Here is a 22,856-nt window from a genome sequence, read left to right on the forward strand (position 1 = left end):
CGATGTCAGTTGGAATCGATGTTCCTGAAGATTTAGTCTTGGTTGGCTATGTCTCGGGAGCATTTGGCATTCATGGTTGGGTAAAGATTCGTCCTTACTCGCCAGATGCTGATGCTATGCTTTCCGCCAAACACTGGTGGATAGATAAGCCTGAATTGCAAAACATTGCACGTATGGAAGCAAAAATCCATGGCGAAGATGTGGTTGCAAGGCTGGCAGGTGTCACAGATAGAAATGCGGCTGAAGCACTGAGAGGTGCAACGGTCAAAATTTCGCGCAAACAATTCCCGGCTTTATCCGATGGCGAGTTTTATTGGGTAGATTTGGTTGGCTTGCAAGTTGAAAATTTGCAAGGCGAAAGCTTAGGTATCGTCAGAGATTTGATGGATAACGGCGCGCATCCGATTTTACGGGTGGCAGCTGCCGATATTCCTGAAGCTGAGTTGCAAAAGCATGAAAGATTAATTCCTTTTGTCGATCAATTCGTCAAAGAAGTGAATCAGGAAGCGCGAAAAATACAGGTTGACTGGGGTACAGATTATTAGTCCGATGGAATCAGAAAGCATAGCTATGCAGTTTGATGTCATCACTCTGTTCCCTGAAATGTTCGCAGCGATCACCCAATCTGGTGTGACGCGGCGTGCGTTTGAACAAAAGAAGTGCGAATTAAAGCTGTGGAATCCGCGTGATTTCACCACAGACCGACACCGGACTGTGGATGACAGACCTTACGGCGGCGGACCAGGTATGGTCATGCTGGCGAAGCCCTTACAAGAAGCGATTCAGGCAGCGAAAGCGCGTCAGAATGCCTTGGGAAAGGCTGAACCCAAAGTGATTTACTTATCGCCCCAAGGCAAGCGCCTGACGCATCAACGTGTTATGCAAATGGCAGATTTATCTGGCATGGTGTTATTGTGTGGCCGTTATGAAGCAGTTGACCAGCGTTTGCTGGATTCCTGTGTGGATGAAGAAATTAGTCTTGGTGATTTTGTCTTGTCTGGTGGAGAGCTACCTGCCATGGCATTGATGGACTCGGTAATCCGGCAAATTCCAGGCGTATTGCATGACGACATGTCGGCTGTGCAAGATAGCTTTGTGAATGTGCTGCTTGATTGTCCACATTACACCAGACCAGAAATTTTCGAAGGACAAGCAGTCCCCGCTGTGTTAATGGGCGGGAATCATGCTGAGATTGAAAAATGGCGGCGTCAGCGGGCACTGGAAGCCAGTGTGCAAAAGCGACCTGATTTAATTCAAGCTGCGCGTGAGGCTGGTTTGCTTAGTCGCACTGATGAAAAGTTTTTAAGCAGTCTATAGTAGTCTATAGCAGGACATACGCAACATTGTTCCAGCGGCGTTATGGCTCTTGGCCGTACATTTGTACTGTCTTCGTCGCCATACCTTGCCGGGATAATTTTGTGTTCGTCCTACAAGTTTTCTTATTTGCGTTGCAAATAAGAATGTAAAGCGCATACCTCGGTATGCATGTTAAACCCCATCCTCTACCGGGCAGAAGTCAGACCTAGTCTGCGGCGTCGGCAAGATGGTTATCGGAGTATAAAAATGGATCTGATCCAAAAATTAGAGCAAGAAGAAATTGCTCGCCTCGGCAAAAACATCCCTGACTTCGCACCTGGCGATACAGTCATCGTTAGCGTGAACGTTGTTGAAGGTACACGTAAACGTGCACAGGCTTACGAAGGCGTTGTTATTTCCCGTCGTAACCGTGGTTTGAACTCTAACTTCATCGTTCGTAAGATTTCTTCCGGCGAAGGCGTTGAGCGTACATTCCAGTTGTATTCTCCTTTGATCGCTTCTATCGAAGTGAAACGTCGCGGTGACGTACGTCGCGCTAAGTTGTACTACTTGCGTGAACGTTCAGGTAAATCTGCACGTATCAAAGAAAAATTGCCAGCACGTAAAGTGGCAGCAGCAAAAGCAGAATAATATCTGCCTGCGTTGTTCAAAAAGGGGATGCCTTGTGCATCCCTTTTTTTGTTTGATTGCCGTGTATTCTGACCTTGATCTGCGGTACGTTTAAATAAAGAGTCAAACATGACCGGTTACACCCGCCAAAACAAATCTAATCTTCCTATTGACTGATTCTCCCAGTTCACTATAACTCGTTCATAATACGAAGATTGACGCCAATGCAGTCGCAAATTGATCGTAATGCACTACCGTTATCTTGTTGTGCAAACCGTATATTTTCCTTTTCTATGCAGAATTGAAACCCAGTGAGCAAATTAATTTTTGACCCGGAAATTTTACCTATCCTATCAGTGGCCAGTGAAGAGCCCTTGCCACATGTGAGACTGACGCCAGATCATTTAAAGCAACGTTTTGCACAAGCGCCCCTCTGGACGCCAGAAATACAGATGGAAGAAAGCCTATTTAAGGATCTTTCATTTCGTCCCGCATCGGTATTGATACCTCTGGTTTTGCGTGAGAGTGGATTGACGGTGCTACTGACGCAACGCGCGACGAGTTTGAATCATCACGCCGGGCAAATTAGTTTTCCTGGTGGGCGATTTGAAACCAGTGACGTGAACCCAATTGAAACGGCGTTGAGAGAAACTGAGGAGGAAATTGGCCTTTCTCGAAAGCATATTGATATCCTGGGTAACCTGCCTGAGTATAAGACTGGCACTGGTTATCTGGTAACACCCGTCGTATCCTTGGTGCATCCACCATTTGACTTAATCACTGATCCGGCTGAGGTGGCGGCGGTCTTTGAGGTCCCACTGGCGTATTTGATGAATGGACAGCACCACCAGCGTCGCGTATTTCAGATGCCGGATGGTAGTGGACAGCGTAGTTTCTATGCTATGCCGTATGAACAGCATTTTATCTGGGGGGCAACGGCAGGCATGTTACGTAACCTGTTTCATTTTCTGCGTGCATGATGTTTTTTGCTGAGCTTTGGTCGTGATTCTATGTAGTTTCGACCGAGTTTGTATTTCGTTTCGGAACAAAGCTTCATAATCTACGCAATTCCGTTTACACTTGCCGCATTAGCAAACTCATTGACCATTGTCGTTTGCCGCGACTTTTGCCTAGCCTACCATGACATTTCTTTCTATCTTGTTTGCCCTGCTGATCGAACAGCTTAAACCTTTGCGTGCAGATAATGTGATTTACATGCAAATCCAGACATTGGCGACGAAAATTGAAGCGTCGTTTAATGCCGGAAAAGCCAAGCACGGGCGTTTGGGCTGGTGGATTATGGTGGGCTTACTAACTGTGCCAACAGCTTTGATTCATTATCTGTGTTTGCGTTTTAGTCCGTTTGCAGCGTTTATCTGGAACGTCATCATTGTTTATCTGACTCTCGGTTTTCGTCGCTACAGTCACTATTTTACGTCGATACAACTGGCACTGAGTTCTGGAGATGAAGATGCTGCGCGTCGTTTTCTCGCTGAATGGACGCACCGTGACACTAGTGATATGGATGTGTCCGAAATTTCCAGGATTACGATAGAAAGTGCATTAATTGCGACGCACAGGAATGTATTTGGGGTGTTTTTTTGGTTTTTAATGCCAGTAGGTCCGGCTTGTGCCGTGATGTATCGAGTTGCAGAATATCTGGCGCGTGCCTGGACAGAACCAGATCACATGAAAAATGAAGAGTTTGGTATCTATGCGACGAAAGTGTTTTATTGGATAGACTGGATCCCTGCACGCCTTACTGCTGTCGCATTTGCCGTTGTCGGTAATTTTGAAGATGCGGTTTATTCATGGCGTAACTATGCTGATCGTTGGGCGGATGAGGTGGTCGGTATTATTTTGTCTGCTGGTGGTGGCGCCTTAGGAGTGCGTCTGGGTGAGCCAGAAGAAAAGGCCATGGTACTGCAAGCCGATGCCAGTGCAGTCGATGTTGATAGTTTGGAATTAGAAAGTCAGCCTGGGGCAGAGGCATCGCCACGGGCTTTGCAAAGTGCTGTTGGTTTGGTGTGGCGCGCCTTATTGTTATGGATGCTGTTGCTGCTGTTGCTCTCGTTTGCGATTTGGATTTAAGTTATCGTGATAAAGTGAAATAAGAAGCCGCTTTTAAGCGGCTTCTTTGTTTGTCATTGCCAGGTTGTTACCTTAATTTGCTTTTCGTTGATTGCGCGAGCTTTACTAAGCGTCAAAATACACTATATTGAGTGCGTGTCTTGCTTAACGTGCATTGTTACCGTATTAAAATGTATCGGAGGTTTCGATCCAAGTCTTCTATAAGATATAATACTGATTATCTAGAAAGCTGAGTGTCACATAATGATATTTTGCTTTTTTCAATTTTGCTTCACAGCGAGCCGAGCACATGGCCGATTCCAATAAAATTCATTCTGAGCCAATTAAAGAATTTTTCATCCAAGGCATTACCAGCGATGGAAAACAGTTCCGCCCTAGCGATTGGGCGGAGCGGCTTTGTGGCGCCATGTCTTGTTTTAGTCCTGATGGTGGACGTAATTCACATTTACAGTATTCACCCTACGTCCGTCCGATTTTGTTAAATGGCGTGCGTTCTGTGGTCGTGAATGAAGCCATTCGTGAGATTGAACCGCTGGCGTATCATTTTGTGGTCAGTTTTGCTAAAGATAATGATTTACAAATTGTCGATGCTTGCTTGTTGCCTGATGAGCCAGAAAAGAAAAAATAAGCAGAGAAAATCAAGTCAGCCAGCATGTCGTAGCCTGCATATTGGATGCTATCTTGGTATAAAAGAAACCGCTAACTTTTAAATTGGCGGTTTTTTGCTTTCTTTGCCATCGATTTTTATTCAGAAGCTATCCAAAAGCCTGCATTATTTGCTCTCTGAGCCAACAATTAGCCGGATCGCTATCCAAATTCTGATGCCAGTAGAGATAGACATCCCATGAGGGCATGGTCAAAGGCAAGGCTAATATCTGATTGGTAAATTGTTGGTTGACGATACGTGCGTAGGCTTCTGGCATGGTCAACAACAAATCGCTCTGGCTGACGACCCTGCAGGCGGCAAAATAATGCTGACAACGCAGGCGTATGCGCCTTTGTAACCCCAAACGGCTGAGTTCAAAATCTTCCAAACCCATACCCTTACGACGCGAGCTGGCAAGGATATGTTCGGCTTCCAAATATTGTTCTAGATTGAGGCTGCGCTTAATCAAAGGATGATCTTTGCGAGCCAGCACAACGGTGGTATCTCGCGAGACTTGTTGTCGCCGGATTTCAGGCGGTAAGGGCAATAACATATCGATCGCAACGTCGAGTGTACCTGCCGCTAATTCGCTCGCTAATTCGCGCCTTTCAACCTGAAAAGCCGCTAGATTAATTTCTGGTGCTTGTTGGGTAATGCTTTCTACGATTGGTGGTAGCACTGTCGATTCCAGTACATCGCGCAGCCCCAGATTGAATTGCTTGCGTGCCTGCGATGGATCAAATTTGCCGTTATCAGTCAGCGTCATTTCTAAGCCACGCAACGCTTGTCGGACAGGTTCAATAATGCTGCGCGCCAGCGGTGTTGAGACCATACTATTTCCCTGACGTACGAACAAGGGATCATCGAACATGTTGCGCAGGCGATTTAGCGCATGACTGATCGCAGGTTGCGTGAGGTTCAGTTGTTGACTGGCACGCGTGACCGTGCCTTCCGTATAAATGGCTTCAAATACAATAAACAGGTTTAGATCAATGCGAGAGATATGCATGAAATTAATATTAATTGATAACAACTATTCATTTGATCAATTATAGCCCCAGACTTACACTCCGTAACTGACCTGTGGAAAATCAGCAGCACGCTGAGCAATTGGTAATTTGAACTCAAAAGAAAGTGGAACATACAATGGCGCAACTGTATCTGATACGGCATGGACAAGCCTCATTTGGTAGTCAGAACTATGATCAATTGTCTGAACTCGGCACGCAGCAGTCACGCCAGTTAGGAAGATGGTGGGCGGAACGGGACTTTTCTGCGCATCGTATTGTTACCGGTGCCCTGCATAGACATCAGCAAACAGCATTGGCTTGTATGTCCGCGTTCCGGGATTGCGAAGAAAGCAAGTTGGATACCGTCGGTTGGTATACCGATGCTGGTTTTAACGAATATCATCACCATGAGGTGTTAGTGAAACATGTACCAGAATTCGAGGATCCAGCGTTTGTTAAACATTTTTTAAAAAGCAAACCCGATGCCGTACGCGAATTTCAGGACATCTTTTCTGCGGCTATTACACGCTGGATGTCAGGTCAGTTTGATACTGACTATACCGAAACCTGGCATGCATTTCAGACTAGGTGTATTGCCGCTTTTCATAAACAATTGGTATTGAATGATGGTGCCAAAAACATTGCCGTTTTTACGTCAGGCGGTACGATTTCTGCGATTTGCCAGCATCTTCTTCATTTACCCGATAGCAAATTTTCTGAATTGAATTGGACCTTAGTCAATAGCGGTGTCACGCGGATTCATGTTCAACCAGAGCGTGACGGACAAGCGCAGCGATTGGCGTTGGCATATCTCAATAATTTCTCTCACCTCGAGTTGCTCAATGACCCCAAGTATATTACCTATGTTTAGTGCCGCCATTTTTTCAAAACGTTGATACCGTCATTTTTTTGAATCTTATTTAATCAAAGAGGAACCACATGGATTTTCAATACAGCCCTAAGGTTATTGATTTACAGTCGCGCTTAAAGGCGTTTATGGATGCGCATATTTATCCAAATGAAGCGACATTTTTTGGTGAGATTGCTGCTAATCGTAAGGCGGGCGACGCGTGGGTGCCGACGAAGATTGTCGAACAACTCAAAGCAAAGGCAAGAGATGCAGGGCTATGGAATTTATTTCTGCCAGAGTCAGGCCATGGCGCAGGGTTGACCAATCTGGAATACGCACCGTTATGTGAAATTATGGGACGCGCATTGTGGTCGGCTGAAGTCTTTAACTGCTCGGCACCCGACACTGGCAATATGGAAGTGTTCGCACGCTATGGCACGCCAGCGCAGCAAGAGCAATGGCTTAAGCCGCTACTGCGTGGTGAAATTCGTTCATGCTTTGCGATGACAGAACCTGCAGTCGCTTCTTCAGATGCAACGAATATCGAAGCGTCAATTCGCCGCGACGGCGATGAGTACGTGATCAACGGTCGCAAATGGTGGTCTTCCGGTGCCAATGATCCTCGCTGCAAAGTATTCATCTTCATGGGTAAAAGTGATCCACAGAATACTGATCGTCATAAGCAACAGTCAATGATCATCGTACCGCGCGATACCCCAGGTGTGACGATTTTGCGCGCCTTGCCAGTGTTTGGATACGACGATGCGCCACATGGTCATGGCGAAGTCTTATTTGACAATGTCAGAGTCCCAGCATCGAATATGTTGCTTGGTGAAGGCCGTGGGTTCGAAATCGCACAAGGCCGTTTAGGCCCGGGTCGGATTCATCACTGCATGCGTTTGATTGGTCTGGCTGAGCGTGCGCTCGAAGATATGTGCAAACGCTCTTTGAGTCGTGTCGCCTTTGGTAAGCGTGTGGCTGAACAAGGCGTGACGCTGGAACGCATCGCCAACGCCCGCATCTTGATTGATCAGGCACGGTTTCTGGTGTTGAATGCGGCACAAATGATGGATACCGTAGGCAATAAAGCTGCCGCCAAAGAAATTGCCATGATCAAAGTCGCCGCACCAAATATGGCATGTCAAGTAATTGATTGGGCGATACAGGCGCATGGCGGTGGTGGCGTTTCAGATGACTTTGGTTTGGCCTATGCGTATGCTCAGGCGCGTACACTGCGACTGGCGGATGGACCGGACGAGGTGCATAGAAACCAGATCGGCAAGATGGAATTAAAAAAATATACCAGCAATAAGTAACGCATGTTGAATGCGACAAGCCAATATCAGACTGTTGGTTTGTCGTTTTTTTTGTTATGGCACACATCTAAAGATAGTAGCCGCAGAGTAAATCAGCTTTCGGGAGTATGATCAAAAACGATAAATATCACTGCGTGCTAATCAGGAAGCTACGTAGAGAACCTCAGAAAGATTTGCAGTTGATTTGTTGTGCTTAATTTTCCAAAAAAATGAAAAATTCAGGAGACAAAAATGAGCGAAACACCGTGGGTCAAATCTTATCCGGCAGGTGTACATTGGGATGCCAATTTACCTGTCAGCACTGTACCAACATTGTTGCATGATGCTGTAACGCGCTGGGCAGATCAAGTTGCACTCGAGTTCATGAGCAAGCAAATCACCTATCGTGAATTACAACACCTGGTTGATCAAGCGACCAAAGGTTTTCAGTCACTGGGCGTCAAGCCCGGCGTGCATGTGGGCTTGTTTTTGCCAAATACGCCGCATTACGTGATTTGTTTTTTTGCGATTTTGCAAGCGGGTGGAACGGTGGTGAACTACTCGCCACTCGATGCAGAAAAAGTGTTGGCACATAAAATCGAAGACAGCCAGACTGATTTGCTGGTGACCCTCGATATGGTTATGCTATACCCGCAAATGGCAGGGATGTTGTCTCATACGCGTCTGAAAAAAATTATCGTTGGTAACATTGCTGAGATGTCGCCATATCCAGAAGTAGTCAACGCCCATTTACAAAACACAGGACAGCTCAGCACGATCCCTCAGAATGCACAGCATCAATTATTTGCCAGTTTGATCGACAATGATGGTCGTTACCAGGCAATCGCAGAAACCGATCCCGCGGATACCATCGCCGTACTTCAATACACGGGCGGCACCACCGGCTTGCCAAAAGGCGCAATGCTGACCCACGCGAATCTGACAACCGCATGTAGCCAGATTTTAGAAACCACCAATGTTGTGCCGCGCATACTGGAAGAAGGTAAAGAGCGCGTGTTGGCTGTGCTTCCGTTATTTCATATTTACGCGCTGACGGTTGATATGCTTTTTGGCATCCGCATGGGAGCAGAAATCGTTCTGCATACGCGCTTTGATGTTGATGCTGTTGTTAAAGAGTTAGCCGCAAAAAAAATCACGGTTTTCCCTGGTGTGCCAACTATGTATGCGGCGATTATTCAACATCCGCAGATAGCCGAATTTGATCTGAGTTCATTGAAGTTTTGCAATTCGGGCGGTGCGCCTTTACCCGCTCAAGTTTTGCAAAAATTTCAGTCATTGACTTCGTGTAATTTGCTTGAGGGGTGGGGTATGACAGAGACCTCTCCTACTGGTACTTTTACACCTGCCAGTGGGCTGAGAAAAGCAGGTTCATGTGGCTTACCGACACCAGGGGTCAGTTTTAAATTTGAAAGCATCGATGAGCCCGGGAAATATGTAGGTTTAGGTGAGCGTGGTGAAATTTGTGTCTCTGGTGCCAACATTATGAAAGGCTATTGGAATAAGCTAGATGCCACTAAAGAGGCGTTTACGGCCGATGGTTATTTCCGTACTGGTGATGTTGGATACATGGATGCTGATGGCTTTGTGTACATTGTGGATCGTACCAAAGACATGATTTTATCTGGTGGCTATAACGTTTATCCACGCAATATTGAAGAAGCAATTTATCTGCATCCGTCCGTTGCTGAGGTCAGTGTGATCGGTATTCCGGATGATTATCGCGGGCAGGCGGCGAAGGCGTTTATTAAACTCAAAGCCGGGCAAAGTACACTGCTATTTGATGAACTGAAAGAGTTCTTGCGCGACAAATTAGGCAAGCATGAAATGCCTCAAGAAATTGAAATTCGGGCAGAATTACCGAAAACGTCGGTTGGAAAATTATCTAAAAAAGAGTTGTATGATGAAGAGGAAAAAAGGCGTGCTGTGAGACGTATCTAAATTCGTGCTGGATGTATCGGTAACGGGTGACTCAGGAAGTCGGGTATGAATTACCGATACATTTAAAATTTATGCTCCTTTTTGAGTGATAACCTCATATTAGTCAATTTGATAGAAATTGTATTGTAAAAATACGATCTCTTGCTCGCGTAACTTTTCGTAGAATTTATCGCTGGCGTCTGGCTGTAAAAATTAAGTTAAATTAATTTTGATTTATACTTATTTGTAGTGTCACGGAGATGTCTTGCGTAAGAGTGAGCAGAAAAGAACGTGATAGTTCGTATCAAAGAATTCAAAGACATTGCAAAAAAATAATTAACTTAATTGCAGTAGTTTTTTCAGTGGTTTGAAATGGGTATTTGAAGTATGCAAATAGTTCATGGAGTTCCGGCAAAGAAAAAATTTTTTAGGCACATTGTATCAAGCGGAATTGTAGTAAATGAAGGCGAAATTCATCCTATAATCAATTACCGACGTTAAAGATACTCATCATTTCAATTGTAGGCTGACTGAAGGTGTTTTATCGCCGTAAGAGGCGAGGTATAAAATGACTGGTTCATTGAAGCTTTTTCAGAATAGACTGGAAAAACTTTTCGCTGCACAGAGGAATCGCGAATGGATAAGCTACTTACCATACTAATTTCCAGCTTTCTGGCAGCGACTCCCGTTCACGCGACGGAAATCATCAAGATATTAGAGGGTGACAATATTGAGCCCTATGCCGTCAAAAATAACCCAATTAGTCAAGGTGCTGAAGTTGATATTATCAAGGCTGTCTTCAGGGATAGCGACTTTAATCCTGTGTTTGTTTTCGTTCCCTTAGCCCGCGTCACTATTAATTTCGATTGGCCGGATATTGCTGGCTCTGCTCGCATGACCGAAGTAGGGAAGAAAGGTTTTTTTACTAACGACTATATTTGTTACAGAGCCTGCTTCATTACCTTGGATGAGCATCGATCAATTCAGGAAATTGCTGATATGGCTAATTATAGTATCGTGGCTTTTCAAGGTGCTTCTGTCTCTTTTGGGGAGCAGTTTTTTGCGGTAACGCGTCAAAGTCCTCGTTACCAAGAATTGAATGATCAGGCCGCCCAGTTGGAAATGTTGATGTCCCGACACACGGATGCAATTGTTGCTGATCAATATATCGCTCAATATAAGCTTACTGAATTGACACAGCGGGGGAGGGTGAAGAGTGGGAAAATTAGCTGTAGCTACGAATTTAAAAACTCACCATACAAGGCATTCTTTAAAAACAAAGTCGTGGCTGATACGTTTAATTCAGGATTAGCGAAAATCATTCAATCAGGAGAGTACGAACAAATTTTAAAGCGGTATGGTTTGAAAAATCGTTTGCAACCCTAAGTTTTCGTACTGATACTGATACTGATACTGATTTTGGTGGAGCCAAATTCAAAAGGGCTTTCACTTTTGTCGTGAAAGCCCTTATTTTAGAAACTAATTAAATTTCTTCTGCTGAATTACCAAACAGCTTTACCGGAACCGTCTTTGATTTGTGCTTTCCAAGTTTTTTGGATCAGCTCAACAACAGAAGATGGCATTGGGATGTAATCCAGTTCTGTGGCCATTGCTGTGCCATTTTTATAGGACCAGTCGATGAATTTCAGAGTTTCTTTGATTTTAGCTGCATCAGGCTGAGTTTTGTGAACCAACACAAAAGTCGCGCCAGTGATTGGCCAGCTTGCTTTACCTGGTTGGTCTGTTGATACCACAGCGAAGCCTGGTGTTTTGTCCCATGCAGCACCAGCAGCAGCAGATTTAAATGTATCTGCATCTGGTGTAACAAACTGACCTTCACGATTTTTCAACTGCGTGTAAGACAGATTGTTTTTCTTAGCGTAAGCAAATTCTACGTAACCGATAGAACCATTGATACGTTGAACGTTAGCCGCAACGCCTTCGTTACCTTTGCCGCCCAAGCCTGCTGGCCATTTAACTGCTGTGCTGGAGCCAACAACTTTTTTGAATTCTGCATTCACTTTAGACAAGTAGTCAGAGAACAAGAAAGTGGTACCGGATGCGTCAGAACGGTGAACGACAGTGATGTCTTCCGTTGGCAATTTAACGCCAGGATTGATAACAGCAATTTCTGCATCAGTCCATTTTGTTACTTTACCCAAGTAGATGTCAGCGATTACCTGACCAGTCAATTTCAATTGGCCTGGTTTGATGCCATCGATGTGAACGACAGGTACTACACCGCCCATAACTACTGGGAATTGCAATAAGTCTTCTTTGTCCAGTTCTTCAACTGTTAAAGGCATGTCAGACGCGCCAAAATCAACTGTGTTTGCTTTAATTTGTTTGATACCGCCACCAGAACCGATGGATTGGTAGTTGAGGCTGTTGCCAGTCGCTTTTTTGTAAGCTTCTGCCCATTTAGAAGCGATAGGGTAGACGAAGCTGGATCCGGCGCCGGTAATTTCAGCGGCGATTGCGGAAGAAAGGGTCAACAGAGTTGCTGCAGTAACGAGTGTAGTTTTCAAAAAGAATTTCATTTTCATATCCTTAAACTCCAAACTTGGAGCCCCGAACCTTACAGATAATTTATGACAGAATGATGACAACCCTGCGTTGTGAATATTTAAATTTATTATTATTCAAAACCCCTTTCAACGCATTTAAATTTTCAGTAAAGTAACGGACTGCAACAAAAATTTGCAAACCCCAACATTTCTCTCGTCAGTCATTGGGCGCTCTACCATCGCACTTCCGCTATACCCCTACCTTTTGCAATTCAATTCGCTCAGAAGTTAAAAATATCTCCAAAGACATTAATTACTATGAAAAAAAGTTTTTAATGCGTCATAATTTAGGATGTTCAGAAAAATGTACTGAACGCCCTTGTTCTAACCTATTTCCCGTTCTGTGTAAAACCTTGATACTCTGATTTTTGCGATGTGAGATCAGGTGGCAATGAGACTGGCATTAGAAAACATTTATATTTAATAAGTCAGGTGTGAAGCAATGTTGAAACGCTTAGTTGGTCTATGCCTGGTGCTACATTTAGGTAGTGTCTCGGCAGTGCAGTTAAATTCACAGCACGCGATCGTGGTCGAAGATGGCACGGGTAAAGTGTTGCTGGAAAAAAATGCGACTGAGGTGGCACCGATCGCCTCTTTGACCAAGCTGATGACAGCGATGGTCATTTTAGATAGCAAGCCAAATATGGATGAAATGATTTCCATAGAAAATTCTGACATGGATACGCTCAAGCATAGTTTGTCGCATGTGCCGGTTGGTGCTACCTTGCCGAGGAAAGATGTCCTGCAATTAGCGTTGATGTCCTCAGATAATCGCGCTGCCGCAGCACTGGCAAGAACCTATCCAGGTGGAAATGTCGCTTTTGAGAAGGCAGTGAATGTCAAAATCAAAGCATTAGGAATGACCAATACTGTGATCAAAGAACCAACTGGCTTATCGCCAGAAAATACGTCTACGGCAGCCGACCTGGTAAAAATGGCCGTGGCAGCATCGCATTATCCACAGATTACTGATATTACGACCGACACATCAGATGTGATTGATATTAAAGGTCGTAAGCGCCTGTTCCACAATACCAACCGTCTCGTCGGTAAAAAGGGCTGGGATATTTTGCTTTCGAAGACTGGGTTCACGAATGAAGCAGGCAATTGTCTGATCATGCGTATTAAGCTGGCAGAGAAAAAAGCGACCTTAGTGTTATTGAATGCTAGTGCTAGTTCTTCACGCTTTGTTGATGCGATGAATATTTCGCGTCTGATCAAAGGAGAGGACATCGCGCCTGCGATCCATGCATCGATGCGTCGTCGTTCACGATCAGCTAAAGTTTAACGGATCATTCTTGCCAGGTCTATGAATTGAATCTTCACTGAGCTGGCGGCTACCGTGTTTGTCGGAACCAACCTTCATCCCTTGCAAGACGGTAAGCTGCTGCATGATTTTTTGCGCTTAATTTGTTGATTGCCTCAGACAAGTAATTGCGCACAGTTCCCTCGGATAAAAACATTAATCGAGCGATTTCTGCGGTGCTCGAGCCTGTACCCGCCGACCGAAGAACCTGACTTTCGCGCTCACTTAAGGGATCCAGTGACCCTCTCCAGCTTTGTATGGCTAGCTCTGGTGCTGCCGTCTTACCGCCAGCATGCACATTGTGGATTGTCTGTGACAGCGTCTCTGCAGGCGCATCTTTGAGTATATAACCGCGAACCCCACTCGCCGTAGCGCGACGAAGAAACCCGGTGCGCGCAAAAGTCGTAAGCATAATGACTTTACAGGTGAGCACCTGTTCTTGAATTGTGGCGGCCAGTTCAAGACCCGTCATTACCGGCATTTCGATGTCAGTGATTAAAGTATCTGGCATTTCTTGCTGATAGAGATTGAGTGCTTCCCGCCCATTATTTTTTATTGCAATAACTTGTAAGTCTGTTTTCAGATCGAGCAAGGCCGTTAGTGCGACGGACACCATAGGCTGAGGTTCGACAATAATAATTCGCTCTTTCATTAATAAGCATCGATTGGTTGGAACATTTTCCAAAGACTTTTGTTGAACTCAAATCGTACCCGACTATTTTGTATGCAATATGAATGGCTTATCTTTAGCAATAAGTAGGTAAATTTTTGATATTTAAATGAAAATTTTTCTTGCGAAGTAAGCATTTTAAAAGCGGCTTCTTTTTCATGTGAAATCTTAATGGCATTAAATTTCGGCCTGGAGAGTAATATAAAAATTTCATGGGTCTTCTCGTATACATGTGGTTTAAATTGCATTAATATATACACAACTAATAGCTGGAAAATATTAACATGATGAAACTCTCCAGGAAACTAACTTGAATTCTCAGCATCACTATCGAGTTCTGATCGTAACGTATGCACATTGGGAGGGACTTTCCCGTCTCCCAGCTTTGTTGCATGAAGCTGGTTGTGAAATTAGTGTGCTTGGGGTTCCTGACAGTTTTCCTACGTATTCTCGCTTTGTAAAGCATCAGTTTATTTCACCAAATGACGTTGATGCTGTCGTCGCTGATTTGAATGTTCACTTACAAGGTCAGAAGAATAAATATGATTGGATTGTGATAGGTGACGATCCTTTGTTGTATGCTTTAGAAAAGCGTCGCAATGAAGCATGGGTCAAGGCAATTTTTCCTACGATAGTGGGAAATAGGGGAATTGATTTTATTACGTCAAAATCTGTGTTTATTCAGCATTGTCAAAAAGAGCAAATTGTAGTGCCAGACTTTGACTTGTGTTCCGATTTCGACGAATTGCGCGCTGCTGGAGAGCGTCTCGGTTACCCCATCGTGCTAAAAGATGCTCAGGGTTTCGCTGGTTTGGCTGTGCATATTGTTGAGAATGAAGCCGCTCTGTCTAAGATTCATCTCCAACAGCAAGTGATTGCGCAGCGATTTATTTATGGCCGTCTGGCAAGTGCTGCGGCCATTTACCGAGAAGGAAAACCAATCGCATGGTTTTCGTATTATCGCTCACGTACTTGGGGCGATCTCGGTCCTTCAGCAGCGATCGAGTTTAAAGTGTTTCCAGAAATTGAAAAGTTACTGACCCAGCTGGGAAACTTATCTGGCTTTAATGGGCTGTGCGGAATTGATTTTATTGAACAGGAAGAAACCGGTCAGCTGGTTTTGCTAGAGCAAAATTTCCGTCCAACTTTGACGATGGATTTAGGCAGACGTGTCGGCGTTGATTTTTCTAAGGCAATCAGAATTTTGTTGAACATGGATACGTCCAATGGCAATCACATGCCTATGCAAAAAGAAGTCAGAAAAAATATTGTGCCTCTGTTTCCACAGGATGTATTTCGTGCGATAGATGCGAAAGACCATCGCGGGTTGTTAAAATGGTTGTGGTATCCGTTATGGTGGCGAGAAATGCGCTGGGCTGAGCCATTTATTATGTTCCTGAACTTACGTCATATTATCCTCAAATTACGTGGAGATAAAAAAGTGAGTACAGGTCGTTTTGTATAAAATCAATCATTGCGAGTGACGTAATATTTGATCTGCGTGGTTGAAGATTATGTTCGTGAACGTCTCATAAAGTACGTCTGACTCTCCTGCTTTTTCAAAAATAAATACGATAGCTTTTCATTTTATTTCTTTCTCTTGCCGTAAAAAAAGGGCAGCAGAGTTTCCTCCGCTGCCCATTCATTTTTCATTCATCTTTTATGGTGCTGAACACAAACAATGGGTAATCGCTGAGTAACCCTTGCCATCTTTATTGACATCCGCCAACCATGCGAAGTCAGACATAATTTGTGTTGCTGCAACAGGTGGAATACCTGTCGGTACTAAAGCAACTTTAAATTGGTCTTGTAAAATATGTGCCGCTTGCGAGCCGATCAGATCAAAGATACGATCAAACTTGGTCAGTTCCGGCTCGACATAGCTGATTCGGTAGTCATTGCCTAACTTGGCTCTGCTTGCAGCCGAGCTGATCGCATCGGAATAGCTACCGACTTTATCTACCAGACCACGTTCCTTTGCCTGAGCACCTGTCCAAACGCGTCCTTGGGCTACCGCATCGATTTTCTCTGGTGTCGTTTTACGCGCCGCTGCTGCTTTAGTCGTGAACTCGGAATAAATATGGTTAATACTCGATTGTACTAATTCGCCAAATTTAGGATTCAGAGGACGCAATGGATTAAACGGATCAGCCAGCCAGGTTGTCGTCGTGCCGCCAGTATGAATACCTAATTTTTCGATCGCCTTGTCTGCCGTTGGCAGAATTGCGAAGACACCGATAGAACCTGTCACGGTCGCTTCATCGGCGATCACTTCGTCAGAGGACATCGAAATCCAATAACCGCCAGAAGCTGCCACATTGCCCATAGAAACGACCACAGGTTTGCCTGCTTTACGCGTCAGTTCTAATTCGCGACGGATTAATTCGGAGCTGAATGCGCTGCCGCCAGGGGAATCTACACGTAACACAACGGCCTTAATGCTATCGTCTTCCCTTGCTTTGCGGATCAAGGCGGAAGTAGATAAACCACCGATAGATCCCGGTGGCGCTTTGCCATCACCAATTTCACCGGAGGCGACAATCACACCGACCGCATCACCAAACAATTTTGGTTTCTGGCGGCTCAGATAGTCATCAAATGCGATTTGACGGAAAGTATGATTTTGGTCATCACGTGCACCACGTTTTAGCATTAACTCACGCAGTTCATCGCGTGTTTTTAAACCGTCGACCAACTTCATATTCAATGCCAGTTTGGCACTATCATCACCAGCTGCTTTCATTAACTCTGGTAATTGGTCGATGCCCTGCATGATGCTGCCAACTGGAAGTTTGCGTGCTTGTTCAACGTTGTTGGTATAGGTTTTCCACATTGCATTGTAGAGAAAACTCTCGGCTTCTGTAGCTGCCTCGGAGGGGGCATTGGCGATATACGGTTCTGCAAAACTTTTGTAGGTGCCGACTTTAAGCAAGTTAACGGTGATACCCACTTTGTCTAATGCATCGCGATAATAATTTCGGTATCGACCAAACCCAGTCAACATCACTGAGCCCATCGGATGCATATACACTTCATTGGCATGTGCTGCTAAAAAGTACTGACGCTGGTCAAAGCTCGAGCCCCAGGCAACCACGGTTTTTCCGCTGGCTTTAAAGCGGTCGATCGCGGCCGCAACTTCGCGCAACATCGGTAGTCCAGTCGGACCCATGTCATCGAGCAGCAACACCGCACTATTGATTTTGTTATCTTTAGAAGCACTATCGAGCACCGCTAAGATGTCACGTAATTGCGTCGACTTTTTGGCATTGCCTTGTGCTTCAGCCAGCAAAGCGTCGCGCGCGTTTCCAGAATGTTGCTCAACGACCGGGCCTTTGAAATCAAGGATCAGTGATGTTTTGTCCTCTAACTTGCTCAAACCGCCACCGAAGATGCCGATCGCGATCGCAATTAAGATAAAAAAGGTCAGTACATTTAAAAAGATCTTACGGCTGGTATCGAGCGCATTCCATAAAAATTTGAAACCTGTGCCTATCCAGCGAAACAGTGGGAAACTCATAGTCAGTCCTTTATTGTCTTAAAAACTATTCAGGCCAGATGGCTTGTAATATCTGCGCCAGATGGGCGCCAGCACGGGCTAGCGCATCTTCTTTAACATTTTGCATCGTTTTTTCATATTCTAACGGCAAGCCTATAGACCAATTACTACCAAATTGGTTCTGCGTACTTTTGCTAAACTGAGTTCCGGCAAAAATCAGTTTGGCATCGGCAATGGCATCGTCAGCCCATATTACCGGTAGTTGATCGATAGTTGCACTGGCAAGCGTCAGTGTACGGGCTTTTTTGCTTAACGTCGCATTCATGCGGCCACGTTTGAATAGCAGAGGGACATCATCCCAAAGGGCATGGAAATTTCCGCACGGGCATTGCAACGCGTTGCCACCGACCGTATTGTTGTTTTGGTCGTGTGCAACATCGTCGGGATTGATTATTTGACCATTCGCGTCTAAGAATACGGAAGCGACATGCAGGGGTTGATGTATATCGCCGATGTAATGGGTGATGAGTGTTAAAGCTTCTGCCTTGTTTTTGAAATTAAAAGGTGCTGGCGCAGGTTTGTCTTGCAAAACCAGTGCTGCGGCGCGAATAGCGTGAACCACATCGTGATCGCTGGTGCCCACATAACCAGTTTGATAATGGGAGTGTTGCAGGCTCACGTCGGCGTAATGATATTGTTTGTGGCAACTTTCTTCACCTGCAGCAGGGTGACAATCATCCGAATTACGCTTTACGTAATCTGCCATCGCAGCGATGCCGTTGGCCGTTTCAAATGGTGCACATTCAGGATAGCGACCAGTTGACGTATAGGCAAAATCTTTTTCAGGTGAGATACCCTTAACGCAATCCGCCCACACTGACATTTTTTCCAGGGTGTTATCGTCCAACAGCTTTTTGACTTGCGCCCCGGCTTTAGTACCAGTGAGTAGCGTATCGGCAATCGCTCCGACGGTTTGATGACCATCGGCGCCCCAGGCAAAACTGAGTTGCGGTACTGTCGCTGCAGTCAGCATGGAAAGACAAATCAAGAGTTTTTTCATTTGTGTCAGAAAGGGAAAGAAAAATAGGAAAAAATAAGCATATTATCTTGTAAAGATGACTAGCATATAGCAAAGCTCCAAAAAATACTCCTCGGAGCATATCGCGCTTCTTTTTTTGCGGGAATACGCCATCCCTGCATGAAATTTCCCCGATCTATTGATCAGTCCCCTAATGTGTTTAAGATATTGTTTGACTGTCAATTCGACTTCGGCCGCAATACCAGCTAAACTTGCACGTTTTTCTTCCATTTTGCGGCACCTGCAATGAACACCATGAACGAATCCTCAGGCGAAAGTCCTGAATCAGCGTCTGACTCTGTAGTAGATACAACGCTTGAGTCTGCGAACGCTACTTCGCCATCGAGCGATCTGATCAGCCGCGAAGTGGCGCGCCGTCGTACTTTCGGCATTATTTCCCACCCGGATGCGGGCAAAACCACGCTCACTGAAAAACTGCTGATGTTTTCTGGTGCGATTCAGCTCGCCGGAACGGTCAAGGCGCGTAAGAGTGGTCGCCACGCTACCTCTGACTGGATGGAGATCGAAAAGCAACGTGGTATCTCGGTTGCTTCATCGGTGATGCAGTTCGAATACCGTGATCACGTTGTCAATTTGCTCGATACACCAGGTCACCAGGACTTCTCCGAAGATACGTATCGCGTGTTGACGGCGGTGGACTCGGCACTGATGGTAATCGATGCTGCTAAAGGTGTCGAAGAGCAAACGATTAAATTGCTCAATGTTTGCCGTATGCGCAACACACCGATCATTACCTTCGTCAATAAAATGGACCGTGAAACTCGCGATCCTTTGGAATTGCTCGATGAACTGGAATCGGTATTGAAGATTCAATGTGCTCCAGTGACCTGGCCGATAGGTATGGGCAAGACGTTCCGCGGTGTGTACCACATTCTGAAAGACGAGATTCTGTTGTTCACACCTGGTAGCGAACGCGCTGACCAGGAGTTTGAAGTGATCAAAGGCATTGATAATCCGCGTTTGGTTGAAATGTTCCCGCTGGAAATCGAACAGCTCAAAATGGAAGTCGAGTTAGTGCATGGTGCTTCTCATCCGTTTAGTCTGGAAGACTTTTTAGCTGGTGTACAAACGCCAGTATTCTTTGGCTCTGCGATTAATAACTTTGGTGTGCGTGAAATTTTAAATGCCTTGCTGGATTGGGCGCCGCCGCCTTGTGGTCGTGATGCAACTGTTCGCACGGTTGAATCACGTGAGTTGCCATTCTCTGGTTTTGTATTCAAAATTCAAGCCAATATGGATCCGGCGCACCGTGATCGTATCGCGTTTTTGCGTGTGTGTTCAGGGCGCTTTGAACGCGGTATGAAGCTCAAACATTTGCGACTCAATCGCGAAATCAAAGTGTCATCTGTCGTGACGTTTATGGCGTCCTCTCGTGAGCAAGTCGAAGAGGCGTATGCTGGCGATATCATTGGTTTGCCTAATCATGGAAATATGCAAATCGGTGATAGTTTTTCCGAAGGCGAATTGCTGCAATTTACTGGTATTCCCTATTTTGCACCGGACTTTTTCCGTACGGCACGTATTTTGAATCCGCTGAAAATCAAGCAACTGCAAAAAGGTTTGCAGCAGTTGGGCGAAGAGGGCGCAGTGCAAGTATTTAAGCCAGTTGTAAGTAGCGATCTTGTGTTGGGCGCGGTAGGTGTGTTGCAGTTTGAAGTGGTGGCAAGCCGCCTCAAAAATGAATACGGTGTTGACGCTGTGTTTGAAGGTACGAGTATCAGTTGCGCGCGCTGGATTACTTGCGACGACAAGAAAATGATGGCTGACTTTGAACGTTCTGCCGCCGGCGCCAATATTGCCTATGATGCCGCTGGCAACATGGCATACCTGGCGACTTCTGGTGTCAATCTGAAATTGACACAAGAGCGTTGGCCTGGCATCACCTTCCATGCGACTCGTGAGCATGCCGCAAAATTGAGTTGATGTATTGTTTCACCCGTAGCTACTGCTTTTGTAGGGCGGGTGCAAGCCGCCAACTCGCATCAGGTATTGTAATTCCTACGTGTTTTTAGCAGGAATCCAGTGTCTTTAGGATCTTGCGCATATTACACCGACACTGAATACTCCTGGATTCCAGCCTGCGCTGTAAGGAAAAGCTTGCCATGGATAGTAGTGTCTAGGAGTAACTTTTTTCAATCCTAGCCGGAATCAGAAAACCTTTCCTTATTCGGAAATTTTTCTTCGATAATCTTTCTTTGCGTACATACCTAAACGCGAGATGAAATAATAAATTTCCTCTCGCGTCTATGCGCCTTACAAGGGGTTTTGTCTTGAAGAGCCGCTCTGTAATTAGCTTTCCTGAAAAAACCCGGCGTCGAATTTCTTTGGTAATATTCCCGTTACTGAGGTTCAGAGGAGGACTTGTTTGTCCGGCTTCAGTTGCGAGGTAAGTTCTTCATCCCACACCATCCTTCTTCTGTTTTTTGTTCGTTGTAAATAAGGAGTATTGTCATGGCACTTTTCTTTATTGAGGCAGTCCGGTTTGACGATAGTGGCGAGCGTGTCGCTAAAGTGCGTTGGGGTCGAAGCAAAGGGGGACAGGTGATGCCACCTGCAGTCGTTGATCAGCTGCAAGAGGCGGATGTGTCGGCGGTTTGGGAAACAATCACGAATGGCGATGAGGTCGTGACGAAATTTCAGCGTGACAATGCCATTATTCTTGGGCCGAAGGTGGTCGGAATCATGTATGAAGATGGCATGCCAGGGTTAAGTACTGAAGTAGATGTTGTCTACGGTAGTCGACTGGCAGATCTGCCGCAATTTTAAGACGTGGTTTTACAAGCGCTGCGCCGGTAAATAGTAATTGCTGGCGCAGAAGCTTAAGTCTTATTGGATTTGCTTACTCTGTTTTAATCGCCGTTTCAGATTCGGTGCTAATGACAAAATAATGAGTGCGATCGACAACGGTACAGTCGAGATAAATCCCAGATGTTTAAACGCGGATGCGCCTAAGACTCCACCAACAAAAAACCAGACAACTAACAAGAGATGCAAGCGCAATTTATCCATATTTGCCGCCACTTCTGCCGATGGATGCAACTCATCTTTGTTTTTGTTCCAGTAAACCAATTTCCCTAGTTCTATCCCTATATCTGTAACTAATCCTGTGACATGTGTCGTCCGGATTTCTGCGTTAGAGATTTTGGTGATCAAAGCATTTTGCAATCCCATTGTGTAACACAGTAATACCGTGGTGAATGAAACGGTAATGACTTCATGTTGTTGAAGTCTCGTGCCTACCAGTCCAAACATCAGCAGCAACGCTGCTTCAAAAAGCAATACTGGCGTGTAGATATAGCGCAGGTGATTGCGTTTGGCGAAATTCACAATTAATGCAGTACATGCGGCACCAGTCGCAAAACTTAGTAATGAAAACATGGCCGCTATCGCTGGCAATATTCTTCCTAATACCAAATCATCTGTCGCTGCTGCCAACATACCTGTCATATGTGAAGTGTATTGACCAACCGCTAAAAATCCACCGGCATTGAGAGCGCCGGCAATCGCGGCAAGGCTGACACCCAGATGTAGGTTTGTTCGCGCAGAGCGCTTTGGAGAAGTCAGTGCAGACAGGTAGTTGATAGGCATAACGGTGCGCGCATTTTTACGAGTCGGAATTCAAGTGTAGTCGAGATCTTGCCGCAATTGTGCGGTGAAATAATCCGCTTGCTCATAATGTCTTTGATTTTCGTCAGTGAATTAAGCTTTTCTGGCTCATTGCAAACCTAAACCCCGAAAAACAGGAGCTCCACGCCTTTTATGAATCCCTACTATCCCTACTTTTGCGTGCAGTTCTTTACTGTTTTGTGTTGCCAAATAACGCCTTAATACCACTTAGATATGTTTTCTTAATCTTATTCGAAAAAATCGGTTTCTGATGGAAATTTTCTTCTTCTGAGTTTGCTCGTCCTTTTACTTTTTTATCTCCGTGTATAAAAAATCCTAGTAATTTTTAACGGCAA

Annotated in this window: 20 protein-coding genes; 14 read left to right on the forward strand and 6 right to left on the reverse strand. The window is 45.2% G+C overall.

Features of this window, described 5'->3' with window-relative positions:
* Window positions 1-2 precede the first annotated feature (2 nt).
* The 6 genes from rimM to ACO0KY_RS13680 all read left to right on the forward strand — a co-directional run bounded on the left by rimM (window position 3) and on the right by ACO0KY_RS13680 (window position 4,645).
* Window positions 3-545 (forward strand): ribosome maturation factor RimM, encoded by a 543-nt coding sequence (gene rimM, locus ACO0KY_RS13655; RefSeq protein ID WP_422991390.1) that lies wholly within the window; start codon window positions 3-5, stop codon window positions 543-545.
* Window positions 546-570: 25 nt separating this feature from the next.
* Window positions 571-1,317, forward strand: coding sequence for a tRNA (guanosine(37)-N1)-methyltransferase TrmD (gene trmD, locus ACO0KY_RS13660; protein WP_423046888.1), 747 nt, complete (start codon window positions 571-573; stop codon window positions 1,315-1,317).
* Between the two features lie 246 nt (window positions 1,318-1,563).
* Window positions 1,564-1,947 carry a 50S ribosomal protein L19 gene (rplS, locus tag ACO0KY_RS13665; RefSeq protein ID WP_186912895.1) on the forward strand — a complete coding sequence of 128 codons (384 nt, stop codon included), beginning with the start codon at window positions 1,564-1,566 and terminating at the stop codon, window positions 1,945-1,947.
* A 290-nt stretch (window positions 1,948-2,237) separates the two neighbouring features.
* Window positions 2,238-2,906, forward strand: coding sequence for a CoA pyrophosphatase (locus tag ACO0KY_RS13670; protein WP_423046890.1), 669 nt, complete (start codon window positions 2,238-2,240; stop codon window positions 2,904-2,906).
* A gap of 160 nt (window positions 2,907-3,066) precedes the next feature.
* Window positions 3,067-4,017: a CobD/CbiB family protein gene (locus tag ACO0KY_RS13675; RefSeq protein WP_186912897.1), complete on the forward strand. Its 951-nt coding sequence runs from the start codon at window positions 3,067-3,069 to the stop codon at window positions 4,015-4,017.
* A 289-nt stretch (window positions 4,018-4,306) separates the two neighbouring features.
* Complete coding sequence (locus tag ACO0KY_RS13680) at window positions 4,307-4,645, forward strand: DUF3579 domain-containing protein (RefSeq protein ID WP_186912898.1); 339 nt, start codon at window positions 4,307-4,309, stop codon at window positions 4,643-4,645.
* 127 nt (window positions 4,646-4,772) lie between these two features.
* Here the strand turns inward: ACO0KY_RS13680 and ACO0KY_RS13685 are convergent, their stop codons facing one another.
* Complete coding sequence (locus ACO0KY_RS13685; RefSeq protein ID WP_423046893.1) at window positions 4,773-5,672, reverse strand: LysR family transcriptional regulator; 900 nt, start codon at window positions 5,670-5,672, stop codon at window positions 4,773-4,775.
* Window positions 5,673-5,809: 137 nt separating this feature from the next.
* Here ACO0KY_RS13685 and ACO0KY_RS13690 point away from each other — a divergent pair, with 137 nt between their 5' ends.
* The 4 genes from ACO0KY_RS13690 (at window position 5,810) to ACO0KY_RS13705 (ending at window position 11,142) form a co-directional block, all read left to right on the forward strand.
* Window positions 5,810-6,544, forward strand: coding sequence for a histidine phosphatase family protein (locus ACO0KY_RS13690; protein WP_423046895.1), 735 nt, complete (start codon window positions 5,810-5,812; stop codon window positions 6,542-6,544).
* Window positions 6,545-6,612: 68 nt separating this feature from the next.
* The gene (locus tag ACO0KY_RS13695; protein WP_423046897.1) at window positions 6,613-7,839 is read left to right on the forward strand and encodes an acyl-CoA dehydrogenase family protein; all 1,227 of its coding nucleotides are present in this window, start codon (window positions 6,613-6,615) and stop codon (window positions 7,837-7,839) included.
* A 231-nt stretch (window positions 7,840-8,070) separates the two neighbouring features.
* Entirely contained in the window at window positions 8,071-9,777 is a 1,707-nt protein-coding gene (locus ACO0KY_RS13700) for a long-chain-fatty-acid--CoA ligase (RefSeq protein ID WP_423046899.1), read from the forward strand.
* 615 nt (window positions 9,778-10,392) lie between these two features.
* Complete coding sequence (locus ACO0KY_RS13705; RefSeq protein WP_423046901.1) at window positions 10,393-11,142, forward strand: substrate-binding periplasmic protein; 750 nt, start codon at window positions 10,393-10,395, stop codon at window positions 11,140-11,142.
* Between the two features lie 116 nt (window positions 11,143-11,258).
* Here the strand turns inward: ACO0KY_RS13705 and pstS are convergent, their stop codons facing one another.
* Window positions 11,259-12,296, reverse strand: coding sequence for a phosphate ABC transporter substrate-binding protein PstS (gene pstS / locus ACO0KY_RS13710; protein WP_423046903.1), 1,038 nt, complete (start codon window positions 12,294-12,296; stop codon window positions 11,259-11,261).
* A 469-nt stretch (window positions 12,297-12,765) separates the two neighbouring features.
* Between pstS and ACO0KY_RS13715 the strand changes: the two genes are divergently transcribed.
* Window positions 12,766-13,611 (forward strand): serine hydrolase, encoded by an 846-nt coding sequence (locus ACO0KY_RS13715; protein ID WP_423046905.1) that lies wholly within the window; start codon window positions 12,766-12,768, stop codon window positions 13,609-13,611.
* 49 nt (window positions 13,612-13,660) lie between these two features.
* Here the strand turns inward: ACO0KY_RS13715 and ACO0KY_RS13720 are convergent, their stop codons facing one another.
* Window positions 13,661-14,281: a response regulator gene (locus ACO0KY_RS13720; protein ID WP_423046907.1), complete on the reverse strand. Its 621-nt coding sequence runs from the start codon at window positions 14,279-14,281 to the stop codon at window positions 13,661-13,663.
* Window positions 14,282-14,609: 328 nt separating this feature from the next.
* On the opposite strand from ACO0KY_RS13720, the gene ACO0KY_RS13725 reads away from it, so the two are divergent.
* Complete coding sequence (locus ACO0KY_RS13725) at window positions 14,610-15,764, forward strand: ATP-grasp domain-containing protein (RefSeq protein WP_423046909.1); 1,155 nt, start codon at window positions 14,610-14,612, stop codon at window positions 15,762-15,764.
* 195 nt (window positions 15,765-15,959) lie between these two features.
* Here ACO0KY_RS13725 and sppA read toward each other — a convergent pair whose 3' ends face one another.
* A complete protein-coding gene (gene sppA, locus ACO0KY_RS13730) occupies window positions 15,960-17,816 on the reverse strand; it encodes a signal peptide peptidase SppA (protein ID WP_423046911.1) in 1,857 nt (618 codons plus the stop codon).
* Between the two features lie 25 nt (window positions 17,817-17,841).
* Window positions 17,842-18,855: a S1/P1 nuclease gene (locus ACO0KY_RS13735; RefSeq protein ID WP_423046913.1), complete on the reverse strand. Its 1,014-nt coding sequence runs from the start codon at window positions 18,853-18,855 to the stop codon at window positions 17,842-17,844.
* Between the two features lie 273 nt (window positions 18,856-19,128).
* On the opposite strand from ACO0KY_RS13735, the gene ACO0KY_RS13740 reads away from it, so the two are divergent.
* Together ACO0KY_RS13740 and ACO0KY_RS13745 are read left to right on the forward strand one after the other, a co-directional pair.
* Window positions 19,129-20,817 carry a peptide chain release factor 3 gene (locus ACO0KY_RS13740; protein WP_423046915.1) on the forward strand — a complete coding sequence of 563 codons (1,689 nt, stop codon included), beginning with the start codon at window positions 19,129-19,131 and terminating at the stop codon, window positions 20,815-20,817.
* Window positions 20,818-21,345: 528 nt separating this feature from the next.
* Entirely contained in the window at window positions 21,346-21,660 is a 315-nt protein-coding gene (locus ACO0KY_RS13745; protein WP_423046917.1) for a hypothetical protein, read from the forward strand.
* A gap of 60 nt (window positions 21,661-21,720) precedes the next feature.
* On the opposite strand, the gene ACO0KY_RS13750 is transcribed toward ACO0KY_RS13745, so the two are convergent.
* Entirely contained in the window at window positions 21,721-22,482 is a 762-nt protein-coding gene (locus ACO0KY_RS13750; protein ID WP_423046919.1) for a YoaK family protein, read from the reverse strand.
* Between the last annotated feature and the right edge of the window lie 374 nt (window positions 22,483-22,856).

Source organism: Undibacterium sp. Dicai25W (assembly GCF_049340505.1).
In the GTDB taxonomy this organism is placed as follows: domain Bacteria; phylum Pseudomonadota; class Gammaproteobacteria; order Burkholderiales; family Burkholderiaceae_D; genus Undibacterium; species Undibacterium jejuense.